This is a genomic window from Chryseobacterium scophthalmum (assembly GCF_900143185.1).
Lineage (GTDB): Bacteria > Bacteroidota > Bacteroidia > Flavobacteriales > Weeksellaceae > Chryseobacterium > Chryseobacterium scophthalmum.
Genome location: NZ_FSRQ01000002.1, coordinates 893,898 through 916,690 on the forward strand (window position 1 = coordinate 893,898; position 22,793 = coordinate 916,690).

Genomic DNA, 22,793 nt, shown 5'->3' on the forward strand with positions numbered 1-22,793 from the left:
TTTTAAATAATTTTATATACAATACAAATCTACAAATAAAATTCATTAGGTGTGGAGTTATATTTGTTTTTTTTGTGTTTTGATTGAGTTTATAATATGTAAACGCTAAATGATTTGAAATATTGTTAATTTGAGAATCAGGATTGTATTGAATCTTTAAAAATTATAAACATCTCTCGATTTAAATTTTATAATATTAATAATTTAAATCACAATTCCGGATGCCTCTCAAACTCTTTATCCCTATCAAAGAGATACCGGTAAGTTGCCAGTTTTCTGGTAACAGTCGTATCAAGATTTTCTGCGATTTTTATCATTTTAGGATTAAAATTACCAATCCATTGTAATTCAGTGGTTTTGAAATCAGTGTGCTTTCTTAGATGCTGAGTTCCTTCCCAAATCATGTATCCTTCAATACCTTTTTTCTGCCATTCAGGAACCACACCGAAAACGAGACCCACCATTTTCTCATTCTTTTTGAATTTTTTAACCCATAAAAATTTTAATTTTTCAATAATTCCGAATTTTCCGTTCAGGTATTTAAACCATTGATTCAGATCCGGAATATTCATCCACATGGCAACAGGTTTTTCATTTTCATAAACGAACCAAGAAATATGTTCATTAATGATTGGTTTCATTGTTTTAAACATTTTCAGAGTTTTTGATTCATCTAAACACTTTCCTCCACCGTGTGAAGCCCAAGCTTTATTGTAAATTAAGGTAAAATCTTTTGCAAATTTCTCCAAATTGTTCTTTTTCATCGGTCTTGCCGAAATCTCAGGATTTTTACTGTGTTTCGCATGCATCACGGTAAAAACTCTTGAAACTTCTGCGAAAATAGGTCTTGAAAAACACAATTGTTCGAAATAAATATTGAACCCGTAATTTTCAAAAAGCTCTTTATAATAAGGAAAATTATAATTCATTCCGTATAAAGGTTCTATAAAACCTTCTGTTAGAAGTCCCCAAAATTTATCACGTTCCCCGAAATTGATAGGTCCGTCCATCGCTTCAATTCCTTTTTCCTGAAGCCAGTTTTTGCAATGATTAAAAACAAAATTGGCAGTTTCCTGATCGTTGATGCAATCGAAAAAACCAATTCCGCCGGTAGGTTGATTCTGTTCGTAAGATTTATTGATGAAAACAGCAATCTTCCCTACAGTTTCAGATTTTTTTTTAAATAAAAACCTTACACACTCTCCGTTTTTATAAAATTTATTTTTCTCAGGGTTAAAAACTTCGTTAATGTCTTTGTCTAAAGGTCTGATATAATTTTTGTCATGTTGATAAAGTCTTGCTGGGAAATCGAGAAACTCCTTTTTTTGATGGGTATTTTGTACTTCTTCAACAGTGATCATAACTTTTTAACAGAATAAAACCGAAAGGTAATATTTTTCAGTATAAATTGAAATAGCCGAAAAGATTTTATCCGTATTTTTGTTGAAAAATTATTTAAAATGGTTGATTTTACCGATAACGATGATGATATTTTTACAGGAAAAGAGCATACCCCAATCCGTGAAGATGCTTTTGAGAAATCGCCACAGGAAAAAATAGAAAAAATTACCGAGCTTTTTGGTGAGATTATGGAAACATTAGGTCTCGATATGACCGATGATTCTTTGAAAGATTCTCCGAAAAGAGTTGCGAAAATGTATGTTAACGAAATTTTCGGAGGTTTACTTCCCGAAAACAAACCCGGAATTTCTACCTTTTCAAACAAGTACAAATATCGCCAAATGTTGGTGGAAAAAGATATTACGGTTTACTCTTTCTGCGAACATCATTTTTTACCGATTATAGGAAGGGCGCATGTTGCTTATATTTCAAACGGTGAGGTAATTGGTCTTTCAAAAATCAACAGGATTGTAGATTATTATGCAAAAAGACCACAGGTTCAGGAGAGATTGACGATGCAGATTGTAGATGCGTTGAAAGAAGCATTGGGAACAAAAGATGTCGCTTGTATTATTGATGCTAAACATCTTTGTGTAAATTGCAGAGGAATAAAAGATACGGCAAGTTCTACAATTACGGCAGAATTGAGCGGGATTTTCAGAACCAATCCAATTACGAGACAAGAGTTTCTACATTATGTAGGAAGCCATGCAAAACTGGATTATTAAATACCTGAAAAATGAACAGATTCTCACCTTTATTTCGACAAAGCAATCTGAAATTTGTTGTGATTTTATTGGGAATTGTTTCTTGCGGAAAAGAAAAGAGCAAAATAGCCACTTGTATCGAAGCCCGTCAGCTTGCAAAAGCAGATTTCGAAAAACAGAAATACGTTTTTTATGAATATCAATATTTAAATGATGATAAATCAAAAAATATTGATTTTGTAAATATTTTGAAACAAAAGAACATTAAAGTTATATTTAAGACAAAATATCCTGTTTCTTGCTTACCTGATGAGAGAGATAAACTTGAAGAAAGCAAAATTTGCTATCAAACACAGATGAACAACAGTATTACGGCTAAGTTTGGGCATAGTTTTTTGGATAGTGCAAGAATAGGAGTACAAAAAAACAATGATCTCAAATTGATAAAAATAATCAAGAAATGATAAAATTTAAAAAAGTTTCAAATCAGATATTCATCACAACCATTATTTGTTGTTGCTGTGAATGCTGGTGTTAAAAGATTTCTTTCTTTTAATATGTGAAACTGTAAAATAAATTTAAAAAATCATTAAATCAAAAATAAATGCAACTAAAAATATACAACTCTCTTGCGGGAGAAAAAGAAATATTTAAACCAATTTTAGAAGGAAATGTTGGAATGTACGTTTGTGGACCGACCGTTTACAGCAATGTGCATTTGGGAAATGTGCGAACTTTTCTTTCTTTCGATTTTATCTACAGAAGTTTAACGCATCTTGGGTATAAGGTAAGATATGTAAGAAATATTACTGATGCAGGTCACCTTACCGATGATGGAGATGTTAATAACGACCGTTTTGTAAAGCAAACCCGTCTTGAGAAATTAGAACCGATGGAAATTGTGCAGAAATATACTGTAGATTTTCACAAGGTTTTAGATATGTTCAATCTACTGCCTCCGAATATTGAGCCTACTGCGACTGGTCACATCGTAGAGCAGATTGAGCTGACTCAGAAATTAATTGAAACAGGTTTTGCTTACGAAAGCAACGGTTCTGTTTATTTCGATGTTTTGGAATATAATAATAGAGGTTTAAACTACGGTGAACTTTCAAAACGTAACATCGAAGAACTTTTTGCCAACACAAGAGATTTAGACGGTCAAGGAGAAAAGAAGAATCCTCAGGATTTTGCACTATGGAAAAAAGCTTCTCCTGCGCATATTATGCGTTGGAATTCTCCTTGGGGAGAAGGTTTCCCGGGATGGCATCTTGAATGTACTGCGATGAGCACGAAATATTTAGGTGAAACTTTCGATATTCATGGTGGTGGAATGGATTTGAAATTTCCACACCACGAATGTGAAATTGCACAGGGAAAAGCTTGCAACGGAGCTTCTCCGGTAAATTACTGGATGCACGCTAATATGTTGACGATGAATTCTCAGCGTATGAGTAAATCAACCGGAAATTATATTTTACCAATGCAACTGGTTTCTGGTGAAAATGATTTTTTTGAAAAATCTTTTCATCCTGCGATTGTTCGTTTTTGCTTTTTACAGGCACATTACAGAAGTGTTTTAGATATTTCTAATGATGCAATGTTGGCGAGTGAAAAAGGTTTCAGTCGATTAATGGAAGCTTTAAAAATATTAAATTCAATCACTCCGAATGATGAGAAACAGTCTGGTTTTAGTTTGGAAGATTGGAAAACCAAGTGTTATGATGCTTTAACAGATGATTTCAATTCACCTGTTCTGATTGCTCATTTATTTGAAGCGGTGAAATTTATTTTTGCTTTAAAAGATGAAAAAGAAACGATTTCAGCTAAAGATCTGGAAGATTTAAAATCTACATTAAATGCTTTTGTTTTTGATGTGTTAGGATTGCAGAATATTGAAGAAAATAATAATGAAAAATTAGATCAGACGTTACAGGTTTTAATTGAATTAAGAAATCAGGCAAGGAAATCTAAGAACTTTGACCTTTCAGACCAGATTAGAGATAAACTTTTAGCAGAAGGAATTGAGCTGAAAGATGGAAGAGAAGGTACAACTTACGTTTTGAACTAAAGAAAGTTTTTCAATTTATATCTCTCGCAGATTTTAAAGATTGCCCAGATTTTTTAAAAATAATTATCTGATCAATCTTTAAAATCTGCGAGAGTTTTTTTATGCTGAAAATTGTTATATTTTTAATAATATTTTTTCAAAATACAATTCAAAAATTGTTTAACTTAGTAAGACTAAAACAATTACAAATAAAAATTAACACATGAAAAAACATTTATTCCCTATTATTTTATTATTACTTGGAAATACAATCAATGCGCAACAAGATTTTTTTGCATTGGCAGGAAAAGATTCTCCAAGAATTGAGTTTAATGATTTCCGCGTAATGAATTCAGACGGAACTTCCGGTGAAAGTATTTTCGGAGTTTCTTCAGAGGCAAAAGTGATTTCCCAATCTAAAACAACAGCAGTTACTGAAGATAAAACTTCTTACAACCATGCTCAGTCAATGAATTTGGCGGCTTTAGCTTTAGATTCTTCGGGCAATAATTTGGTGTATATGCCAATGTTTTCGTCTAATATCTATGTTTTAAATCAAAAAACAAAAGAAATTACTTTAGTTGAAAATACTGTGGCAAGAGTTACTTCTTGTGATATCAATTCTCATATTACAAGAATGGCAACCGGTTATGACGGAAATATTTATGTTATTAATAATGCAGGAACACAATTTATTCAAATCAATAAAAAAAACAGTCAATACATTGTAAATGATTTAGGCATTATTAAAGATGATGCTTCGAACGGCAAAAATTCTTTTACTGCGATGGAAACAGGTTTTGGCGGCGATATGATTGCTGATGCAGATAATAACTTCTATGTTTTTGCAGCTTCTGGAAATGTATTTAAAGTTTCAACGAAAGAATTAAAGGCAAAATTTGTAGGTAAAATTACAGGCTTACCTGAAGCGTATTCTGTAAATGGAGCAGCAGTAAATTCTAAAGGAAAAGTAATGATTGCAAGCGCAAAAGGAGCTGCTTTGTATGAATTGAATCTTAATAACTTGGAAGCAAAACAACTTCCGGGTGAACAGAATTTGCATATTTATGATTTGGCAAGTAAATACTTTGCAAACGACAGAATTGCGGCTGTAAATACTTTGGCTAATATTGACATTTATCCAACAAAAGTTGATGAACAAACGATTACGGTGAATGTAAATGATAAGGCTGTTAAAGGAAATATTAAAGTGAATATTTTTGATGTTTCAGGAAAATCGGTGATGTCAACAACTTTATCTGTAAAAGACGGAAACCTTAATCAGCAGATTCAGCTTAGAAATCTGGTAACCGGAACTTATGTGGTGAGCATCACAGAAGAATCTGGTAAAAACTTATTGTCTAAGAAAATTTTGGTTACTAAATAAATTGACTTTTTTATAATATTTAAAGACCTTTCTTCAGTATTGAGGAAAGGTTTTTTAATGAATATTTGATATTGCAACAGCTTGTTTCTCAATTTTTAAGCGTATTTTTAGGGAAAATAGACATCGATGAAATTGTATTTTAATATTGAATATCATGCAAAACCAGGCGAGAGACTAAAACTTATTGTTGATGAAAAAGATTCTGCTGCCCGAAGTTACATGATGTTTCATACCGAAAATGGTTTGTGGAAATGTGAAGTAGATTTTTTTTCTAAATCAATTGCTTACAAATATCAGCTTAAAGACGAAAGAGGAAATATTTTGCGGGAAGAGTTTGTTCTGCATCATTTGGGTTTTCCTCACAACTATAAAGAGTTTTTAATTTTCGATGAATGGAACAGCAAAAACTTTCCGGAAAATTATCTGAACAATAAAATTTTAAGAAACAAACTTTCCCAATTAGTTCCACGAAAAATCTCGGTCTTAAAAAAACACACTCATTTATTCAGAATTGAAGCACCGGTTTATAATCCTAACTGGGAAATTGTTTTAATAGGAAATACACCTTCTTTAGGTAATTGGAGCTATGAAAATTCAATTCATTTATCTCAGACTGATTTCGGGATTTGGGAAGCTTCTGTTGATATTCCTGAAATTCAGCTTATTCAATATAAATACGCCATTTTTGATACAATTGAAGGAAAAATAATTGATATAGAAAGTGGTGAAAACAGGTCAACAATTCCCAATCAACAGAATGATGTTTTGCAGATTGTAGCAGATCATTATTTCAGATTTAAATCTTATCAAATGTATCACGATGCAGGTGTTGCAGTTCCTGTTTTTTCTTTGAGAACTCAAAATGGTTTTGGTGTAGGAGAATTTTCTGATTTAAAAAAACTGGCAGATTGGGCAAATAAAGCTTCTTTAGGGATTATTCAGATTTTGCCGATTAATGACACAACGGCCAATTATTCATGGACAGATTCTTATCCTTATGCGGCAGTTTCGGTTTATGCTTTACATCCTCAATATATTTCTATTGAAAATCTTGATTTTGAATTACCGAAAGAATTAGTTGAAGAGTTTCATGCAAAAAAATCAGAATTAAATTCTTTAGATTTAATTGATTACGAAAAAATGATTTCTGCAAAATGGAAATATCTTAAAGCTGTTTTCAATACCGAAAAAGAGAAGATTTATAAAGACAGAAGTTTCAAAAAGTTTATCAAAGATAATGAAGAATGGCTTTTACCCTATTCTGCATTTTGTGTTTTGAGAGATAAATACAAAACACCGAATTTCAACGAGTGGAAAACCCAAAAAAAATATATTGCAGGTAAAATTTCACCGTTTTTTTCAGCTAAAAATAAAGATTATGATGCTTCGATGCTTCATGCATGGATCCAGTTTCAGCTTCATAAACAATTAAAAGATGCTGTTGATTATATTCATGGTTTAGGAATTTCGTTAAAAGGAGATTTACCGATCGGAATTTATAGACATTCTGTTGAAGCATGGGCGGAACCTGATTTATTCGGAATGGATTTCCAAGCAGGAGCACCTCCGGATCAGTTTACGGAAATCGGGCAGAATTGGGAATTTCCGACTTACAACTGGGAAGCGATGAAAGCAGATGATTACAGGTGGTGGAAAAATAGATTCAAAGCGTTAGAACAGTATTTTGATGCGATGAGAATCGATCATATTTTAGGATTTTTCAGAATCTGGAGAATGCCAATTTCTGCAACTCAGGGAATTTTAGGATATTTTTATCCGGCTGTTCCTGTCATTTTTGATGAATTTAAAGCGAGACACATCCCTTTTGATTTTGAAAGATATTGTAAACCTTTCATTAATGATGAAATTTTGTGGAAATATTTTGGAGAAGAAACTTTTAAAGCTTTACAGTTTATCCATAAAAATTCAGACGGAACTTATCAATTTAAAGACGAGTTTAATACTCAAAGAAAGATTGCAGATTATTTTAAAAATCAACCTGAAGATATTTCTGAAAAATTAATTTCGCTTTGTGCGAATGTTTTATTCTTGACTGAAGAAAAAAACGGCGAAACGGTTTATCATCCGAGATTTAATGTTTTTAAAACTGAATCTTATCAATATCTTTCTGATTGGGAAAGAAGCTCTGTTTACGAGCTTTATCAGGATTACTTCTTTAAAAGACAGGATTATTTATGGAAAGAAAAAGCCATGGAAAAACTTCCGGTTATCCTGAATGCAACAGATATGTTGATTTGTGGCGAAGATTTGGGCATGGTTCCGGATTGTGTTCCTGAAGTGATGGATGAATTGGCAATTGTCGCATTGAAAGTTCAACGTATGCCTTCAGGAAATATTCCGTTTTCTAATCCTAAAAAAGCAGGTTACATGAATGTCGTTACAGCTTCTTCGCACGACAGTTCAACGCTTCGTCAATGGTGGAAAGAAAATCCCGGATCTACGCAGATTTATTTTAATCAACAATTAAATCAAAATGGAAAAGCGCCCAGTGATTTAGAACCTTATTTAGCCGAAATTATAATGAAACAGCATCTTTACAACGATGCAATGTTGGCAATTTTCCCTATTCAGGATTTCTTTGCAATGGATGAAAATTTAGTCAATTCGAAGATTGAGAATGAAAGAATTAATAATCCTGCAGTGTTTCCGCACTATTGGCGTTACAGAATGCATTTAAACCTTGAAAATTTAACAGAAAATGTAGAATTTAATCAAAAGGTTTCAAATTGGATTAATGAAAGTGGAAGAGGTTGATTAAAATTATTGTATTGAAAATCAATTGTTTAAAAATATTTTAAGAAGAAGTTTTATCTGTAGATTTAACTTCTTTTTTGTATCTATATCAAAAAGATAAGAATGAAAGTTCTGGATTAACCAATTAACGATTAATAAAATGAAAAATATATTTATAGGATTTGCATTAGGTTTGGCAACTTTATCATTTGCTCAGCAATATCCAAATAACGGTTGGGACAACGATGGATATTATGGAAATAATGACGGATATTACAGTGATGACGATGACAGGAATTATTTCCCAGATGACTATTACTACAACTATCCACAGGATTATTATCCTTCAGATTATTACCAGAGTTATTATAACGATTACAGACAGAGTATCATCAATATCAACTGGAACGGATTTTTTGCTCAACACAGATTAAACCGTTGGCAAATTGATCAGATTTTATATCTGAATAATTTATACTCAAGTTTTTCTTCGTGGAATAATTTCTACCGTTACAATCCGGATAGATGGTATTATGACAGGTTTTATGCAATGGAAAGAATTTTAGGACCAAGAGTTTTTGTAGTTTTCCAAAACAACTATTATCATGGTCGTAGTCCGATTGTATATTTCCAAAATTACAGAAGAACACATTATGTTCCGACATACAGAGTAATGCCTCGATATAGAAATGTGAATATCAATATTTATAAAGTTGACAGAAACAGCTTCCGTAGAAATGATAACCCAACATTGAATGTTGTAAGATCTTCACGAGCGGGAAGTATCAGAAATGGAAATTCTTCTGGTGGTTTTAGAAATTCAGATTCCAATAATGGCGTAAGAAATAACAACGGAAATAACGGTATCAGAAGCAATAATGGAAATGGTGGAGTGAGAAATAATAATGGAGGATTTAGAAATGATAATGGACGAAATGAAGGTGGACAAAGACACAGAGAGGCTACTCCAAGATCTGAAAACAATTCACCAAGAAACAATGGAAACGGAGGATTCAGATCTCAACCGAGAAATGAAAACTCGAGCCCGAGACAGCAAAATAATGCTCCAAGACAGCAGAATAATTCTAATGAAGGAAGAAATTCTGGCTTCAGAGGGAATTTAGTAAGGAATTAATTTTCATATATTATATTTGAGTGGTGTTGAGAGTGGATTTTTTATCTACTCTCTTTTTTATTTTATAAAATGTTGAAATATTAATAATTAAATTTAACATTATTTATGAATTTCATTTTTAACTTATGGCAAAATTCAGTATCAAAAAGATATAACAAAACAATTAATTAATTTAAGCACATGAAAAAATTAGTATTAGCCGCAGCCTTTATCGTAACAGGAAGTTTTGCAATGGCACAACAGGTAAATCCTCAAGACAAAAAAATTAACAGAGAGGAAATGCATAAAAAAATGGAGTTGAAGCAGCAGGAAAGAATGGCTGAAATGCAAAAGGAATTAAACCTGAATGAATCTCAGGTTGCAAAAATAAAAAATCTTCAGGAAAAACGTAAGGCTGATATGAAAGCTGAGTTTGAAAAAAACAAAGGCGAAAGACAGGCGAAAATGGAGAAGATGAAAGCTAAAAGACAGCAAATGGACAATGAAATGAAAACCATCTTGACTCCGGAACAATATGATAAATGGCAGGTTTCAAGAAAAGCTAAAATGGAAGAAAGAAAAGCGATGATAAAAGAAAGAGGTATGAAGCATGATAGAAAAATGATGGCGAAACCTCAGTCTGGAACCTCAATATAAGCTGATATAGAAGTTTATAATTTTGATTTTTAATGTTAGAAGGGCAGAAGTAATTCTGTCCTTTTTTATATTAAATCTAAATCTAAATTTTGTGAAAACTTTTCAATTCGCCTTTTAATGCGTAATTTTGAATATAAATTTTTTATTATGGTAAGTGAAAAAATTGCACAGCTAATAAACGAACAAATCGCTCACGAGCAATATGCGGCTCAATATTATCTTTCTATGTCTGCTTGGTTTTCAGCAAAAGATCTTGACGGAATTGCCAATTACTTCAGAGTTCAAAGCAAAGAAGAATTGATGCATGCCGAAAAAATGTTTGATTACCTAAACGATGTAGGTGGTGAAATCATCTTAGGTGAAATCGCAAAACCACCACACCAGTTTGAAAACGCAACAGATATTTTTGAGAAAGCTCTGGAGCACGAAAAGAAAGTAACTAAAAGTATTTTCAATATCGTGAAAAATGCAAATGATGAAGGTGATTTTGCAACGACTTCATTCATGCAATGGTTCATCAATGAGCAAGTAGAAGAAGAAGCAAGCGCTTCTCAGTACGTAACGAAAATTAAAATGGTGTGTGATAATCCATCTGCGTTATATCTTTTTGATCAGGAATTGGCGAAAAGAGTTTTTGTAGCAGATCCTACAGCCTAAAAATATTTTTTTGAAATTGTGAGTTTCGGCGGCACCAAAGGTGCCGCCGAAACTTTTTTAATTTTATAAATTCTCAGGAATATAAATCAGCTGTGTTTTAATAACCTTCATGCCTAGGTTTTCTAAAACAGATTTGTAGGTTTCAATTTGTTTATCGTTCTTTTCGGTTTCCATTCCGGTTTTAAAATCGACGATAATATAACCTTCGTCACCTTTTAAAATTCTGTCGGGACGATAAATTCTGCTGATTCCTCTCTCAGAAATCATGATGTCTTTTTCGTTAATCACTTTCCATTTTTCATCAAAAAATTCTGAATATTGATGGATTATTTTTTTGAGATCGTCTTTAATATTTCCTTTTTCTTCAAGCGTGATCTGACCTTCCAAAACATACGTTTCCAAAACCTTATCAATATCTTTTTCAATGTTGATTTTTGAAAGCAATTCATGTACAAAAAGTCCGATTCTTACTTTCTCATTTCTTACCTGATAATTTTTTGAAGGCGTAGCGATTTTTATTGAACTTGTATTTTCATGCTCGTTTCTCAGGGTCTGAATATTTTCAGTTTTAAACTCAGACTTCTTATGAGAGATTTGTTTTTTTAACATTTCAGGATGCGTTTCATACAAATCAAATTCATCAAGATCCTGAAGATTTTTAGATTGAATAAACTCCAAAATTTCTAAATTATTTGAAGTCTTATTTTGTTTCTGAAGGTAAAAAAACAACTGTTCTACGGGTCGTGTTGTGGCAACATATTGCAGACACAATCTGTCGACAAGATTTTTATAAGAATTTTCGTGATTAAATTTCTCAATGCCTTCATCATAAACTTCAAGATTTTTATTGAACTGATTGATGTTAACAGATTTTAAAACCGATTTTTCATCCGTTTCAAACCAGTTGCTAAATTCAGAATCACGGTTTTTATTCATCATCGGAATAAAAACGACCGGAAATTCAAGCCCTTTTGCTTTGTGAATCGTCATGATCTGAATCGCATCTATATTTTCGGAAGCCTGAATCGTATACGTTGAAGCTTCTTCGTCCCAATATTTCAGAAATTCTTTGGTACTTGCTCCTGCATTTTGAGTGAAATTGAAAAGCATTTCCAAAAAGTTGAGTAGGAAATCTGTTTCTTTGTGCTCAATCGAAAACTCGTTGATGTAATATTCAATAAAATTATAAAGATTAAATTTCGGAAAATGATCTTGTTTCAATTTTAAATGATACTTTTCTTCAATAAATTGAATGATGGTTTCATGCTGTTCTAAAGCCAGAATTTCTTTCATTTCTAAAGTGAAATCGGGCATGCTGATTCTTCCGAGTCTGTTGAGATAAAACATCATCATAATAAGATGAGGTTTGTTTTTCGGATTGGTTTCCCATTTCAAAAATTCAACAACAGCCAGTAGAGTATTTGATAATTCTAAAGTTAAACCTTTATCTGAAATCGTTTTAATATTGGTTTCTTCGCCATTGTAACTGACTTTCAGATTTCCTAATTTTTGTGAATAAGAGAAAATGTCAAAATTTCCACGGCACAAAATGGTAATATCTGAAAACCTGAAACCGTTATCCAGACATTCCTGAATATCTTTCTGCATTTTTTCTGAAACATCGTTGTAGAAATCTTCATTGGTCAAATTTTCAATGAGATTTACTTTTACTCTTCCATCAATACTTGATTTTGGATTTTGCTCGCCATCAACACCAAAAATATGCTGATGCTCTTCTTCAAGGTTTAAAGAATGAAAATGATACAGTTCATTATTAAACTGAACAATATTTTTAGCACTTCTCCAATTATCTTTCAGAACTAATAATTCTGCTTTTTTAGGGGTAAATTCCTTTTTGTTGATAATATCTAACATCAATTTACTTTCACCACCACGAAAACGATAAATGCTCTGTTTCGGATCACCTACCAAAGTAAAAGAGGTGTTTTCTGTCGAAATACTGTGATCTCTCAAAGGAACAAAATTTTGCCACTGCAATTCTGAAGTATCCTGAAATTCATCAAAGAAATAATGCTGAAACTGTGAACCTACTTTCTCGTAAATAAAAGCTGAAGGCTCATTTTTAAGATTTTCATTAATCAGAATATTGAATTTTGAAAGCAGAACCAAATCATTTTCTTCCTCAATTTTTCTCAACTCATCCTGAATATCTTTGTTGACTTTTAAAGGCAATAAAGCGGAAAGTATTTTTTCTTTTTTCTGAGTTTCGATGAACAGAAGAATGAGTTTCATTCTATTTTCAAGAAGTGGCTCTAGGATTTCTGAAATTTCTGCGTCTTTGTGTTTTGATTTTGCTGCGGCTCCTTTTCTGTATTTTTCAACCACAGATTCTTCTGATGTTGTTGGAAAAGGAAATCCAGACCTTTTTTTCTGATAAAAATCGACAACTTTCGGAAAAAATCCACCAATCCCATTTTTTCCCTGCGCAAAATCTTCAATCTCGATATTTCTAGATTTAAATAATTCGATGGATTGTAAAGCTAATTCTAATGATTGTTTTTTGTTGGATGTAATCTCTTTTCTTAACGTGTTTTTGATGTTTTCATAATTCTCATCATCAAATTCTTTATTGTCTTTCAGATGTTCGTAATGAATGTCTTTTACAAATTCTTTTGCAGAATCGTAAAGGTTTTTATTCAGATTAATTCTTTCGTTATTTTCCAGACTGTAATCCACATAATCCATAAACGAATTGGAAATATTCTCATTTTCCCCAATTTGATCGAGCATTTTGTCGACAGCTTCAATCAAAAATGGTTCTGCATCAATTTCAAGATTAAAATTTTTAGCCAAACCCAATTCATAAGAAAAACTTCGCACCAATCGAGAATTAAAACGGTCAATCGTCCCGATATTTAAGGTAGAATAATTATGCAGGATATAATCTAAAAGCTTCTTGGAACGGTGATGAAGTTCATCAATCGTTATTTTCAGGCCTTCGTTTTCAAACGCTTTCTGAATGTTTTTAAGATCATTATTCTCACGATAATTATCTGCCGTAAATTTGTTGAGCCATGAAAGAATTCTTTCTTTCATTTCGTTTGCAGCTTTGTTGGTAAACGTTAATGCCAAAATATTTCTGATGGATTGATGCTGATTGGGATATCTCAGACAAATCATCAGAAGCCTCTGTACAAGAGCATAGGTTTTACCGGAACCTGCTGAAGCATTGATTACTGTATAAGAGTTTGACATTTTTAACGAAAGATTTTATGCAATTTAGATAAAATTTAATTGAAAATTTAACAAATTGAAGCTGATATTTTAACAGTTTCGAAGTTTAAATTCAAAAAAAATATTAAAACCCGTTAAGTCTGGTTAAACTTGCTGTGTTAATGAAAAATAACTTTAGTTTTGCTTAATAAACAATAATCTGTGAAATATAAACTACTCTTTATTTTGTCTCTAATTTCTTTCATTCAAATGAATGCTCAAAACTATATTTTTGGGAAGATTTCGTCTGAAGATTTGTCTGAAGTTCCAAACGTGACAGTCATCAACCTGCGGACCGATGAGCAGGTTCTTACCAACAGAGACGGCCATTTTATGATTTCCGGAAGACAAGGTGATATTCTTCGTTTTTTTAAAAACGGATTTGAAAGAACAGACCAAAAAGTTTCCAAAGAAAATCTAGAATCACCAATGAACGTAAAATTGTTGAGGGCAGCAGAATTAATTGCTGAAGTAGAAATTAAAAAAGGACTCAGCGGAGATCTGAAAATAGATTCTAAAACATTAAATCAGCCAAAAAAAGTTGAGAAACTGAAAGCTGAAATTAATAATTATCTAAAACAAAAATCTGATCCAAGAATTTTAGCAGCCAGACCCGGTGAATTTGTGCAACCAAAAGGGCAGGGTTTTTCTATAGGAAAAGTGAAAAACAAATGGGATGATCTTGACTTGACAAATTATCTTGCTTATGCTTTGGGTGAGCAGTATTTTACCGATTTAAAAATAGAAAAACCTTTCATCAATCATTTTATCAACTATGTTCTTGCTGGTGGATTTGAAAGACAGAAAATTTTAAAATATGGCTTTGTGAGTGATGCTGATCTGATGAGGTTTCAAGGGGCAGTTTTGATGCGGATTTCTTCTTACCGAGCTCCACAAATTCAAAAATAAACACAAACGATGAGAAAAAATCTTGCTGTATTTTTCTTTTTTCTTACAATACATTTCTTTGGTCAGCAGAAAATAACGGGAAAAACATTGAGTGAGAACGATATGATTGTTACCTCAGTTTTGGTCGTCAATATTTCGAATGATCAGAAGGTTTACAGTAATTCTTTGGGTGAATTTTCTATTGATGGTTCTGAAAAAGATGAGATCAGATTTATCAAAAAAGGATACGAAAGAGCTTCACGAAAAGTTGTAAATGCAGAATCTCCAATGAATGTTGTTTTGGTAAGAATTCCTGAAGAGATAGAAGAAGTAGAAATAATTTCTACAACCGGAGATCTGTCTAAAGATTCTAAAAGACTGACTAAAATCGACAAAAAAGAGCAGCTTCAGAAAGCTATCGGCCTTCCAAAACCTCCTGAAAAACCTCGTGAAGTTCCGGCGGAAGTAAAGAAGGTTTTATTGGCTGCAGCTTTTGGAAATGTTGATGTACAAGCTGTTTTTGATTTGATAAGCGGAAAATCCAGAAGGCAGAAAAGATGGTACAAATATGAAGACGTACAGCTTGATATTACCTGGATCAGAAAAAGAATTGATGACGAATATTTTGTGAAAGACGGAATTCCAGCTGAAAGAATTCCGGAGTTTTTAGAATTCAGTTTTCTTATCAAGCCTGAAATAAGATCCTATGTGAAAGCTAAAAATATAAACAGAGTCATGTTTAATTTAGACAATGTGCTTCCGATTTATGTAGAACGCCTCAAGCAAAATAATAATACTGTTGAGCAAAAATGAGTACAGTTTTTGCAAAATTTTTAATACTGATTGCTTTACTGCAGGTAATTTTTACATTTTCACAGCAGAATATTTCCGGTAAAATTGTGGATGAAGATCGCAATAATCTAACTGGCGTTTTGGTTTTTAATACCACTAAAAATATAAAAACCTACAGCAATATTTCTGGTGATTATTTAATTGAAGCACAAGAAAATGATGAAGTGAAGTTTATAAAACAAGGTTTTTACCGGATTGATAAAATTATTAGAAAAGAAACATCAATTCTCCATTAGAAATACAGCTTGTAAGAGCTGAAACCCTGATTCAGGAAGTAGAAATTGACTATAAGCCTACTGGGAATTTAGGTAAAGATAGTAAACATTTGGAAGAGTCTAAGAAAGTTGCTGCTTTGCAATCTTCAATCAATGATTACATGAAATCTGAACTGAATGAGCCACTCCCGAAAAATGTCATTCCAAAATCTTTTCAAGGGCACGATTTTAAGGCAGGACATGTAAGTTTAGATATTTTTGAAACTATTGCAACGATAGTTTTTTTGACTAAAAAAGGTTCTATAACAAAAATTACCACTCCCAATTATGTTGAAACTCAAAATTTTCTTGCTAGAGTAAAATCAGAAATAGATTTGAGTATATTCAAAAAATACGGAATGGATGAAAAAAAAATCGATCATTTCCTGGCTTATGCGGAAACCGTAAATCATCTTTCAAAAAAATACCGTAAAGATTTTAATGCAGCTACTATTCTAAGTGAACTTCAGAATGCATTTGTGGAATATTCTAAATTGAATAAGGTGAACAATTAATTTTAATTATTTAAAATTGTGAGTAATCTTAATTCTGATTTGTATTAATGAGGATAAAACATAAATGATCGATAATCTTTTTTTAAAAGATGTTTTCCTATTCGGTAAATATTTTTTGATAAATGAATTATTTTTATTGTTTATCAATAAAATTTTATTACTTTTGACGCATTAACTTTAAAATAAATAATGATGTCAAAAACAAATAACTTCGTATTTTGGGGCTTATATATTGTAGCCTGGCTTATTTTTGTTGGTTTATGCGTTGAAGCAGGAGGTTTAATAGTAAATTTCTTTTTCAGTTTGTATAAACCTGAACTTATCCAAAATCTTTATCAAAAGTTGGATTTAACTGAAATGTATAACAACAGCAAATTGGTTTTTTTCGGTGTCTATGGTTTTATTCTAACCATTTCAATTTTAAAAGCTTGCCTGTTTTATACAGTTATCAGACTCATGCACACAATGGATTTGTCAAGACCATTCAGTACTTTCGTTGCAAAACAAATTTCAAAAATCAGTTATTACACCCTTTCAATTGGACTGTTAAGTTACATTGCCAAAGAATTAGTTGAAATTTTAATACATTATGGTTTTGTTACCGACCATTTAAACGAATTTTGGTCAGACAGTCAGGCGTTTATTTTGATGGGAGCTGTAATCTATATAATAGCGACGATTTTCAAAAAAGGAGTAGATATTCAAAACGAAAACGATTTAACGGTTTAAGATATGGCAATTATAGTAAATTTAGATGTTGTAATGGCCAAGCGAAAAATGTCACTTAATGAACTTTCTGAAAAAGTCGGACTGACTTTATCGAACCTTTCCATATTGAAGACAGGTAAGGCAAAAGCAATCAGATTTAGTACCTTAGAATTAATTTGTGATGTTTTGGAATGTCAACCGGGTGATATTTTAGAATATGTCAATGACGAACAAAAAACAGACACCCGCTAAAGGTTTTGTCATTATTGGAGAGAGATAGGTAAATTTCAATAATTATATTTCTGAGTCAATCTATAGACAAAAAAAATCCAGAGCATTAAAAAGCTCTGGATTTATATTTTAATGATAAACGATGTCATAAATTTCGTCTTTCACATCCTTTAAATTTTCAGGGGAGTAATTGGCAAGAAGCCAAAGTTTGAGGCTTTTTTTGCCTTCACCATAACTTGGCTGTACATACATTTCGTCAATCAGATTGAAACCGTTTCTCTGATAAAACGAAAAACGTCGTTTAGCATCTTCGTTCAAATGTTCAGGCTCAATTTCCAAAATAATTCTTGGATAATTTTTAAACAAATAATCGGTAATGTACGAACCTAATTTTTGATTTCTGAATTCTGAAAACACTTCAAAATGCTCCACAAAAACATAATTGCTCAACTCCCAAATAATAAGGTAGCCGATATTTTCTGTATTATTTAAAACAGAAATCACTTTTACATTCGGATGTTCAAATAATTTAATAAATTGAGACCATTCTCGTCTTTCATCTTCCGGAAAAGTCGTTGAATAAGAGTGAAAAATCTGTTGCACACGATAATCATCGGGTGACGTAATCTGTAAAAATTCCATAATTAAAGGTCAAAAACGCTTGGTCGTCTGGTGATAAAAATGTCTTTAATCCAAAGAGTAAAAGCCAGACCAAGATAAATTAAAAAGAAAAAACCTGCCGTTGCAAACGTAGAATAAATAAAGAAAACTCTCAGTTTGGAAACCGGAATTCCCAGTTTGGCACCCATTCTTGTGAGTACACCAAACCATTCGCGTTCCATTTTGTGGCGTAGATTATCAAACATTTTTTTAAGATTCTTTTAAAATTTTAAATCCGATACCGCAATTTAAGCAATTTTTTGCTTCGCAATAGTTTTTAAAATGATAAATCAAGCTTTGGCTTTCTAAAGAGGTTTTGATTTTTACCCCTAATTTTTTCCATTCTGTAATCACTGAATTCTTTTCAGACTGAATTTCGTTGTAGAATTTTAGAATTTCATCGTTGATGTTTTCATTTTTGTATTTGTGATAGGTGTATTTTATAGGAAGAATAGCATTCAAAATAATCAGTTCAATGAAATCTTTCGTTAAAACTTTTGGCTGATTTATCGTAGAGATTTTACCAAAATTAAAATGATTGTCCCAATATTCTGAGGCTTTTATTTCTTTAAAAATTTGATGTAAAACATTAGAATTTACTGCAGTAATCATCTTTGAGAATAAGTGTTGATGCTGAAAATAAAGATCAGCGAGTTGTGATAAACGAATTGTAGGGAAGTTTGGCGGGCGTAACCGAAGAAACTTAGGATGAATTGTAATTTCAGGAATAGTATATTTAGCTTTAAGAAACTCAAATTCTCTTTTCCATATTTTCATTTGCGGATCTTGTGGATTTTCTAACCAGCCGGAAATTCCGAAAAGTAAAACTTCAAGCTGTGTTTTATTTTGCCGGATTTTATTGATGATATTGAAATCGATACTTTCTGCAATCTGTTTAAATATTGATGCATTGACTTTTAAACCGAAAGAGTAGGCGAGATGATGAAACATAACGGCTTCATAATTATTTTTGTGACGCAGCAAATCTGCTTCTATTTCTAAAGATTTTTCTTCCAGTTTTTTAAGCAAATTTTCTTCATGAAAATTAACAGGGATTTTTGTAGAGCTGAAAACCTTTTCACAAGGAATAAAAAGATTTTCTTTCAGCAGATTTTCATATTTCTGAAAAACATTTTTATCTATATGGTCTCTCAATTCCAAGGTCGGAATATTCTGGTCTTTAAATTCTTTGATGTCAACATCATTCTGAAAAACTACATGTAAAATGATATTCTGATAAGCTGGGTCTTTTGAGTGTTGATGAAAAATCCAGTCGGAAGATTTTACATGAAGCTCGATGTTTCCGGCAAGAATCATGTTTTTGATTTTAATTTTTGCCATCAAAAAATCCGGTCCAGAATCGGTATTCCATTTCCCAAAATCTAAAATTTCAATAGCATTTCCGTCGGTGTCTTGGAAGTTGAAATGAGTAAATACTTTGAAGTTCCAAAGATATTGAAGCAATTTTTCATTCATCAGTTGTGGTTTTGTGTTACAACTAATTTAGTGAAAAATATTTTTTGAAATGATATTTTTTTTAATGAGGTTTTTAGGTTGCGCTCCTACGGAGCGCCGCGATTCGTAGATTAACTGATGTTTTCTACAAAGGTTCAGCTCCGAAGGAGCTGAACTAATTCAAAAATTTTCTTAAATGATGAAAAGCTATGTTCTCAATTCAAAAAATTATAAACAAAAAATCCAGAGCAAGAGCACTGGATTTTAATTTATTTGTAAGAGCTTCTAAGCTTTCGCAGGCTCCTTTTTGAAATTGGCAATCGTCGTTTTATACATTTCTTCATAAATAGGAAGAATGTTTTTCAGATCAAATTTTACAGCTTGTTCTTTAGCATTCATTTTCATTTGTGCTAAAAGTTCATCATTGCTCAAAAGTTTGATGCAATAATTGCTCATTGCTTCCACATTACCAATTTCCGCTAAAAATCCGGTTTCGCCCTGAATATTTACTTCAGGAATTCCGCCCGCATTTGAGCTGATTACAGGAGTGTATGCTGCCATTGCTTCTAAAGCTGCCAAACCGAAACTTTCCTGCTCGGATGGAAGTAAAAATACATCTGAAAGCTGTAAAATTCTATACAGATCATTTACTTTTCCTAACAATCTGATTTTTGATATTAAATCAGGGTTTTCTTCTAAGAACTGATTTACTTTTTCCATATCGGGACCTTCCCCTATAATAATCAATTTGGATTTTACTTTCTTTTCAACATTTTTAAAGATTTGTAAAACTTCATCCACACGTTTTACCGGACGTAAATTGGAAACGTGAATCAGAATTTTTTCATCCTCATTGGCAAACTGAGTTCGCTGACATTCATTAAGTTCATCAAATTCAGAATTATCAATAAAATTGGTGATTACCTGAATTTCTTTTTTGATATTAAAAAACTGTAAGGTATCTTTTTTCAGACTTTCTGAAACAGAAGTAATCGCATCTGATTGGTTGATAGAAAATTCTACCGCATGTTTATAGCTCGGATGTTGCCCCACCAAAGTAATATCGGTTCCGTGAAGCGTGGTTACCAAAGGAATATCGTTGTTGTCTTCCTTCAGCATTTGCTTTGCCGTAAATGCAGCATAAGCATAAGGAATGGCGTAATGAGCATGAAGTAAATCTAATTTATAAAGATTCACAACACGGTAAATCATCGAGCTCAACGCAATGTCATAAGGTTGATACTGGAAAAGAGGGTAGGTTTGAACATTCACTTTATGAAAGAAAATATTCGGATTGGTAATATCTAATCTTGCGGGAAGTGCCGAACTGATGAAATGTACTTCATAGCCTTTGTTGGCGAGAGACATTCCGAGTTCTGTTGCCACAATTCCGCTTCCGCCGTATGTTGGGTAGCAAAGTATGCCTATTTTCATTGTACTGTTGTTATTTTGAAGTGGTGAATTCTGTTGATTTTGAAAATTTAAATGGATCTAAAGTCATTCCCATTCCAGGTTTTAATTGATCATTAACCAAAACCGGAAGTTTTCCTGAAATTGTAGTCTTTCCACGAAATGCATCTGCAGTTGCCGTCATAGAATCATCGTTGTTTTCGTAAGAAACCAAAACGGTAGAAACTTTAGATAGATCAATATCCTTCAAAGCATATGCGCTTCCAAAAATATTGAGAATCACATTTTGGTTTTTTGTTAATTCTGATAAAATTCTCTTTGATTCTGTTGAGATTTTGTAAGGCTTGTAAGCAGTAGAGTTATCTTTATGAAAACCAACAATTACTGTAGAATTTGCCGGAATTGTATTAATTTCTGAAGCTTTTTTAATAATAACTTTAACATCAAGTTTTAACCTATTTTCAAAAGTCTGATAAGGAGCTTCTTCTAATGGAATATAGTAATAGGTTGTATTAGAATTTAAAGGAAGCAGTTTCTTTTCGTCTTTTAATAATGTTAAAGCATTTGAATAAAGATTTTGAACCAATTTTGTATGCGAATCATTATTGAGGTCGTAGTTAACATTTTCAGGATTTTTCGGAGTGTACTGGCTTAAACCTAAAAGATATTTGGTTAATAAAATTTTCTTCACACTTTCTTCAACTCTCGATTGAGAAATTTCTCCTTTATCAATTGCTTTCTGAATGAGTTTTTTACCTTCGGAAACACCTTGTGAAAAAAGCATGATGTCATTTCCTGCCTTGAAAGCCAAAGCATCCAGTTCGCCCGGTTTGTATTTATTCGCTACAGCGCCCATATTTAAAGCATCGGTGATAATTAAACCTTTGTAACCAAGTTTTTCTTTTAATAATCCTGTGATAATATTTTTTGAAATAGAAGCAGGAATTCCTTTTCCAGACTCTAAACTTGGAACATACAAATGCGCAACCATCACGCCACCAATTCCTTTATTCATTAAAGCTTTGAAAGGCGCTAATTCTATTTTATATAATCTATCCAAGTTATGAGAAACTACGGGAAGATCAAGGTGAGAGTCTGTATTGGTATCACCGTGTCCCGGAAAATGTTTGATAGCCGCAAGAATATTGTTGTCTTGCAAACCATTTGCATACGATAATGCAGATTGGGTCACATTAGAAACTTCTGAACCAAAACTTCTGTTTCCAATAATCGGATTGTTTGGATTGGTATTGACATCAACAACAGGTGCAAAATCCCAATTGATGCCCATTCTTTTGCAATCTTCGGCGATTTTCGCAGCCATCTTATAAATAAGATCTTTATCCTGAATTGCGCCCAATGTCATTGCCCACGGAAATTTGTGAGCAGTATTGATTCTTTGGTAGAGTCCCCATTCTGCATCCATTCCGATCATCAACGGCACTTTTGATTTTTGTTGAAATTCATTCACAAGATTAATTTCTCTTGCTGCATCATCCTGCATCAGAATCAATCCGCCGATTTTATCGTTTATAACAATATTCCTTACCTGATTAATATGGTTTTCGTCTTTATTGGTGTAAAGCGCCACAATAAAAAGCTGACCCAGTTTTTCATCCTGTGAAAGACTGTTGTAAGTTTGGTTGACCCATTCTTTTGCTTTTTTAAGATCATGTTTTGAAATATCCTTTGGCTGATATTGCGCCGAAAGATTTACACTGAATAAAACGGTAATTAAGAGAAAATTAAAAACTAATTTCTTCATGATTTTTGAATATGAACAAAAATACGATTAAAAAAATGATGAATACTAAAGTTTTTATGATTTTTGGTATATGTTTTGATTCCGCCATTAGTAA

General features: G+C 32.2%; 21 protein-coding genes. 14 read left to right on the forward strand and 7 right to left on the reverse strand.

Annotated features, from left to right (window positions below):
• Positions 1-209 precede the first annotated feature (209 nt).
• On the reverse strand, positions 210-1,361 hold the full coding sequence (locus BUR17_RS14375; protein WP_074231020.1) for a hypothetical protein: 1,152 nt from the start codon (positions 1,359-1,361) through the stop codon (positions 210-212).
• A gap of 99 nt (positions 1,362-1,460) precedes the next feature.
• Here BUR17_RS14375 and folE point away from each other — a divergent pair, with 99 nt between their 5' ends.
• From folE to BUR17_RS14415, 8 genes are all read left to right on the forward strand, one after another.
• Entirely contained in the window at positions 1,461-2,129 is a 669-nt protein-coding gene (gene folE / locus BUR17_RS14380) for a GTP cyclohydrolase I FolE (protein WP_074231021.1), read from the forward strand.
• An 11-nt stretch (positions 2,130-2,140) separates the two neighbouring features.
• Positions 2,141-2,572, forward strand: coding sequence for a hypothetical protein (locus BUR17_RS14385; RefSeq protein ID WP_074231022.1), 432 nt, complete (start codon positions 2,141-2,143; stop codon positions 2,570-2,572).
• Between the two features lie 140 nt (positions 2,573-2,712).
• Complete coding sequence (gene cysS / locus BUR17_RS14390) at positions 2,713-4,179, forward strand: cysteine--tRNA ligase (RefSeq protein ID WP_074231023.1); 1,467 nt, start codon at positions 2,713-2,715, stop codon at positions 4,177-4,179.
• A 202-nt stretch (positions 4,180-4,381) separates the two neighbouring features.
• A complete protein-coding gene (locus tag BUR17_RS14395; RefSeq protein WP_074231024.1) occupies positions 4,382-5,545 on the forward strand; it encodes a T9SS type A sorting domain-containing protein in 1,164 nt (387 codons plus the stop codon).
• Between the two features lie 126 nt (positions 5,546-5,671).
• The gene (locus BUR17_RS14400) at positions 5,672-8,320 is read left to right on the forward strand and encodes a 4-alpha-glucanotransferase (RefSeq protein WP_074231025.1); all 2,649 of its coding nucleotides are present in this window, start codon (positions 5,672-5,674) and stop codon (positions 8,318-8,320) included.
• Positions 8,321-8,459: 139 nt separating this feature from the next.
• Positions 8,460-9,434 carry a hypothetical protein gene (locus BUR17_RS14405; RefSeq protein WP_074231026.1) on the forward strand — a complete coding sequence of 325 codons (975 nt, stop codon included), beginning with the start codon at positions 8,460-8,462 and terminating at the stop codon, positions 9,432-9,434.
• A gap of 180 nt (positions 9,435-9,614) precedes the next feature.
• Positions 9,615-10,070 carry a hypothetical protein gene (locus BUR17_RS14410; protein WP_074231027.1) on the forward strand — a complete coding sequence of 152 codons (456 nt, stop codon included), beginning with the start codon at positions 9,615-9,617 and terminating at the stop codon, positions 10,068-10,070.
• Positions 10,071-10,217: 147 nt separating this feature from the next.
• Complete coding sequence (locus tag BUR17_RS14415; protein WP_074231266.1) at positions 10,218-10,727, forward strand: ferritin; 510 nt, start codon at positions 10,218-10,220, stop codon at positions 10,725-10,727.
• Between the two features lie 63 nt (positions 10,728-10,790).
• Here the strand turns inward: BUR17_RS14415 and BUR17_RS14420 are convergent, their stop codons facing one another.
• Positions 10,791-13,943 (reverse strand): UvrD-helicase domain-containing protein, encoded by a 3,153-nt coding sequence (locus tag BUR17_RS14420; RefSeq protein ID WP_074231028.1) that lies wholly within the window; start codon positions 13,941-13,943, stop codon positions 10,791-10,793.
• 228 nt (positions 13,944-14,171) lie between these two features.
• On the opposite strand from BUR17_RS14420, the gene BUR17_RS14425 reads away from it, so the two are divergent.
• The 6 genes from BUR17_RS14425 (at position 14,172) to BUR17_RS14450 (ending at position 17,430) form a co-directional block, all read left to right on the forward strand.
• Entirely contained in the window at positions 14,172-14,870 is a 699-nt protein-coding gene (locus BUR17_RS14425; protein ID WP_228418752.1) for a hypothetical protein, read from the forward strand.
• A gap of 9 nt (positions 14,871-14,879) precedes the next feature.
• Positions 14,880-15,662 carry a hypothetical protein gene (locus tag BUR17_RS14430; RefSeq protein ID WP_074231030.1) on the forward strand — a complete coding sequence of 261 codons (783 nt, stop codon included), beginning with the start codon at positions 14,880-14,882 and terminating at the stop codon, positions 15,660-15,662.
• A complete protein-coding gene (locus tag BUR17_RS21020) occupies positions 15,659-15,937 on the forward strand; it encodes a hypothetical protein (protein ID WP_074231031.1) in 279 nt (92 codons plus the stop codon). The genes BUR17_RS14430 and BUR17_RS21020 overlap by 4 nt, the downstream gene beginning before the upstream one ends.
• 89 nt (positions 15,938-16,026) lie before the next feature.
• Positions 16,027-16,470 carry a hypothetical protein gene (locus BUR17_RS21025; RefSeq protein ID WP_228418754.1) on the forward strand — a complete coding sequence of 148 codons (444 nt, stop codon included), beginning with the start codon at positions 16,027-16,029 and terminating at the stop codon, positions 16,468-16,470.
• Between the two features lie 192 nt (positions 16,471-16,662).
• A complete protein-coding gene (locus tag BUR17_RS14445; RefSeq protein WP_074231033.1) occupies positions 16,663-17,199 on the forward strand; it encodes a DUF2975 domain-containing protein in 537 nt (178 codons plus the stop codon).
• A 3-nt stretch (positions 17,200-17,202) separates the two neighbouring features.
• Positions 17,203-17,430, forward strand: a complete 228-nt coding sequence (locus BUR17_RS14450) for a helix-turn-helix domain-containing protein (protein WP_074231034.1) — start codon at positions 17,203-17,205, stop codon at positions 17,428-17,430.
• A gap of 108 nt (positions 17,431-17,538) precedes the next feature.
• Here the strand turns inward: BUR17_RS14450 and BUR17_RS14455 are convergent, their stop codons facing one another.
• The 5 genes from BUR17_RS14455 to BUR17_RS14475 all read right to left on the reverse strand — a co-directional run bounded on the left by BUR17_RS14455 (position 17,539) and on the right by BUR17_RS14475 (position 22,699).
• Positions 17,539-18,051: a GNAT family N-acetyltransferase gene (locus BUR17_RS14455; protein ID WP_074231035.1), complete on the reverse strand. Its 513-nt coding sequence runs from the start codon at positions 18,049-18,051 to the stop codon at positions 17,539-17,541.
• Between the two features lie 2 nt (positions 18,052-18,053).
• The gene (locus BUR17_RS14460; protein ID WP_034678114.1) at positions 18,054-18,275 is read right to left on the reverse strand and encodes a PspC family transcriptional regulator; all 222 of its coding nucleotides are present in this window, start codon (positions 18,273-18,275) and stop codon (positions 18,054-18,056) included.
• Positions 18,276-18,279: 4 nt separating this feature from the next.
• Complete coding sequence (locus BUR17_RS14465; protein WP_074231036.1) at positions 18,280-19,545, reverse strand: DUF2851 family protein; 1,266 nt, start codon at positions 19,543-19,545, stop codon at positions 18,280-18,282.
• Positions 19,546-19,809: 264 nt separating this feature from the next.
• Positions 19,810-20,958 (reverse strand): N-acetyl-alpha-D-glucosaminyl L-malate synthase BshA, encoded by a 1,149-nt coding sequence (gene bshA / locus BUR17_RS14470; protein ID WP_074231037.1) that lies wholly within the window; start codon positions 20,956-20,958, stop codon positions 19,810-19,812.
• Between the two features lie 10 nt (positions 20,959-20,968).
• On the reverse strand, positions 20,969-22,699 hold the full coding sequence (locus BUR17_RS14475) for a glycoside hydrolase family 3 protein (RefSeq protein WP_074231038.1): 1,731 nt from the start codon (positions 22,697-22,699) through the stop codon (positions 20,969-20,971).
• Positions 22,700-22,793 lie beyond the last annotated feature (94 nt).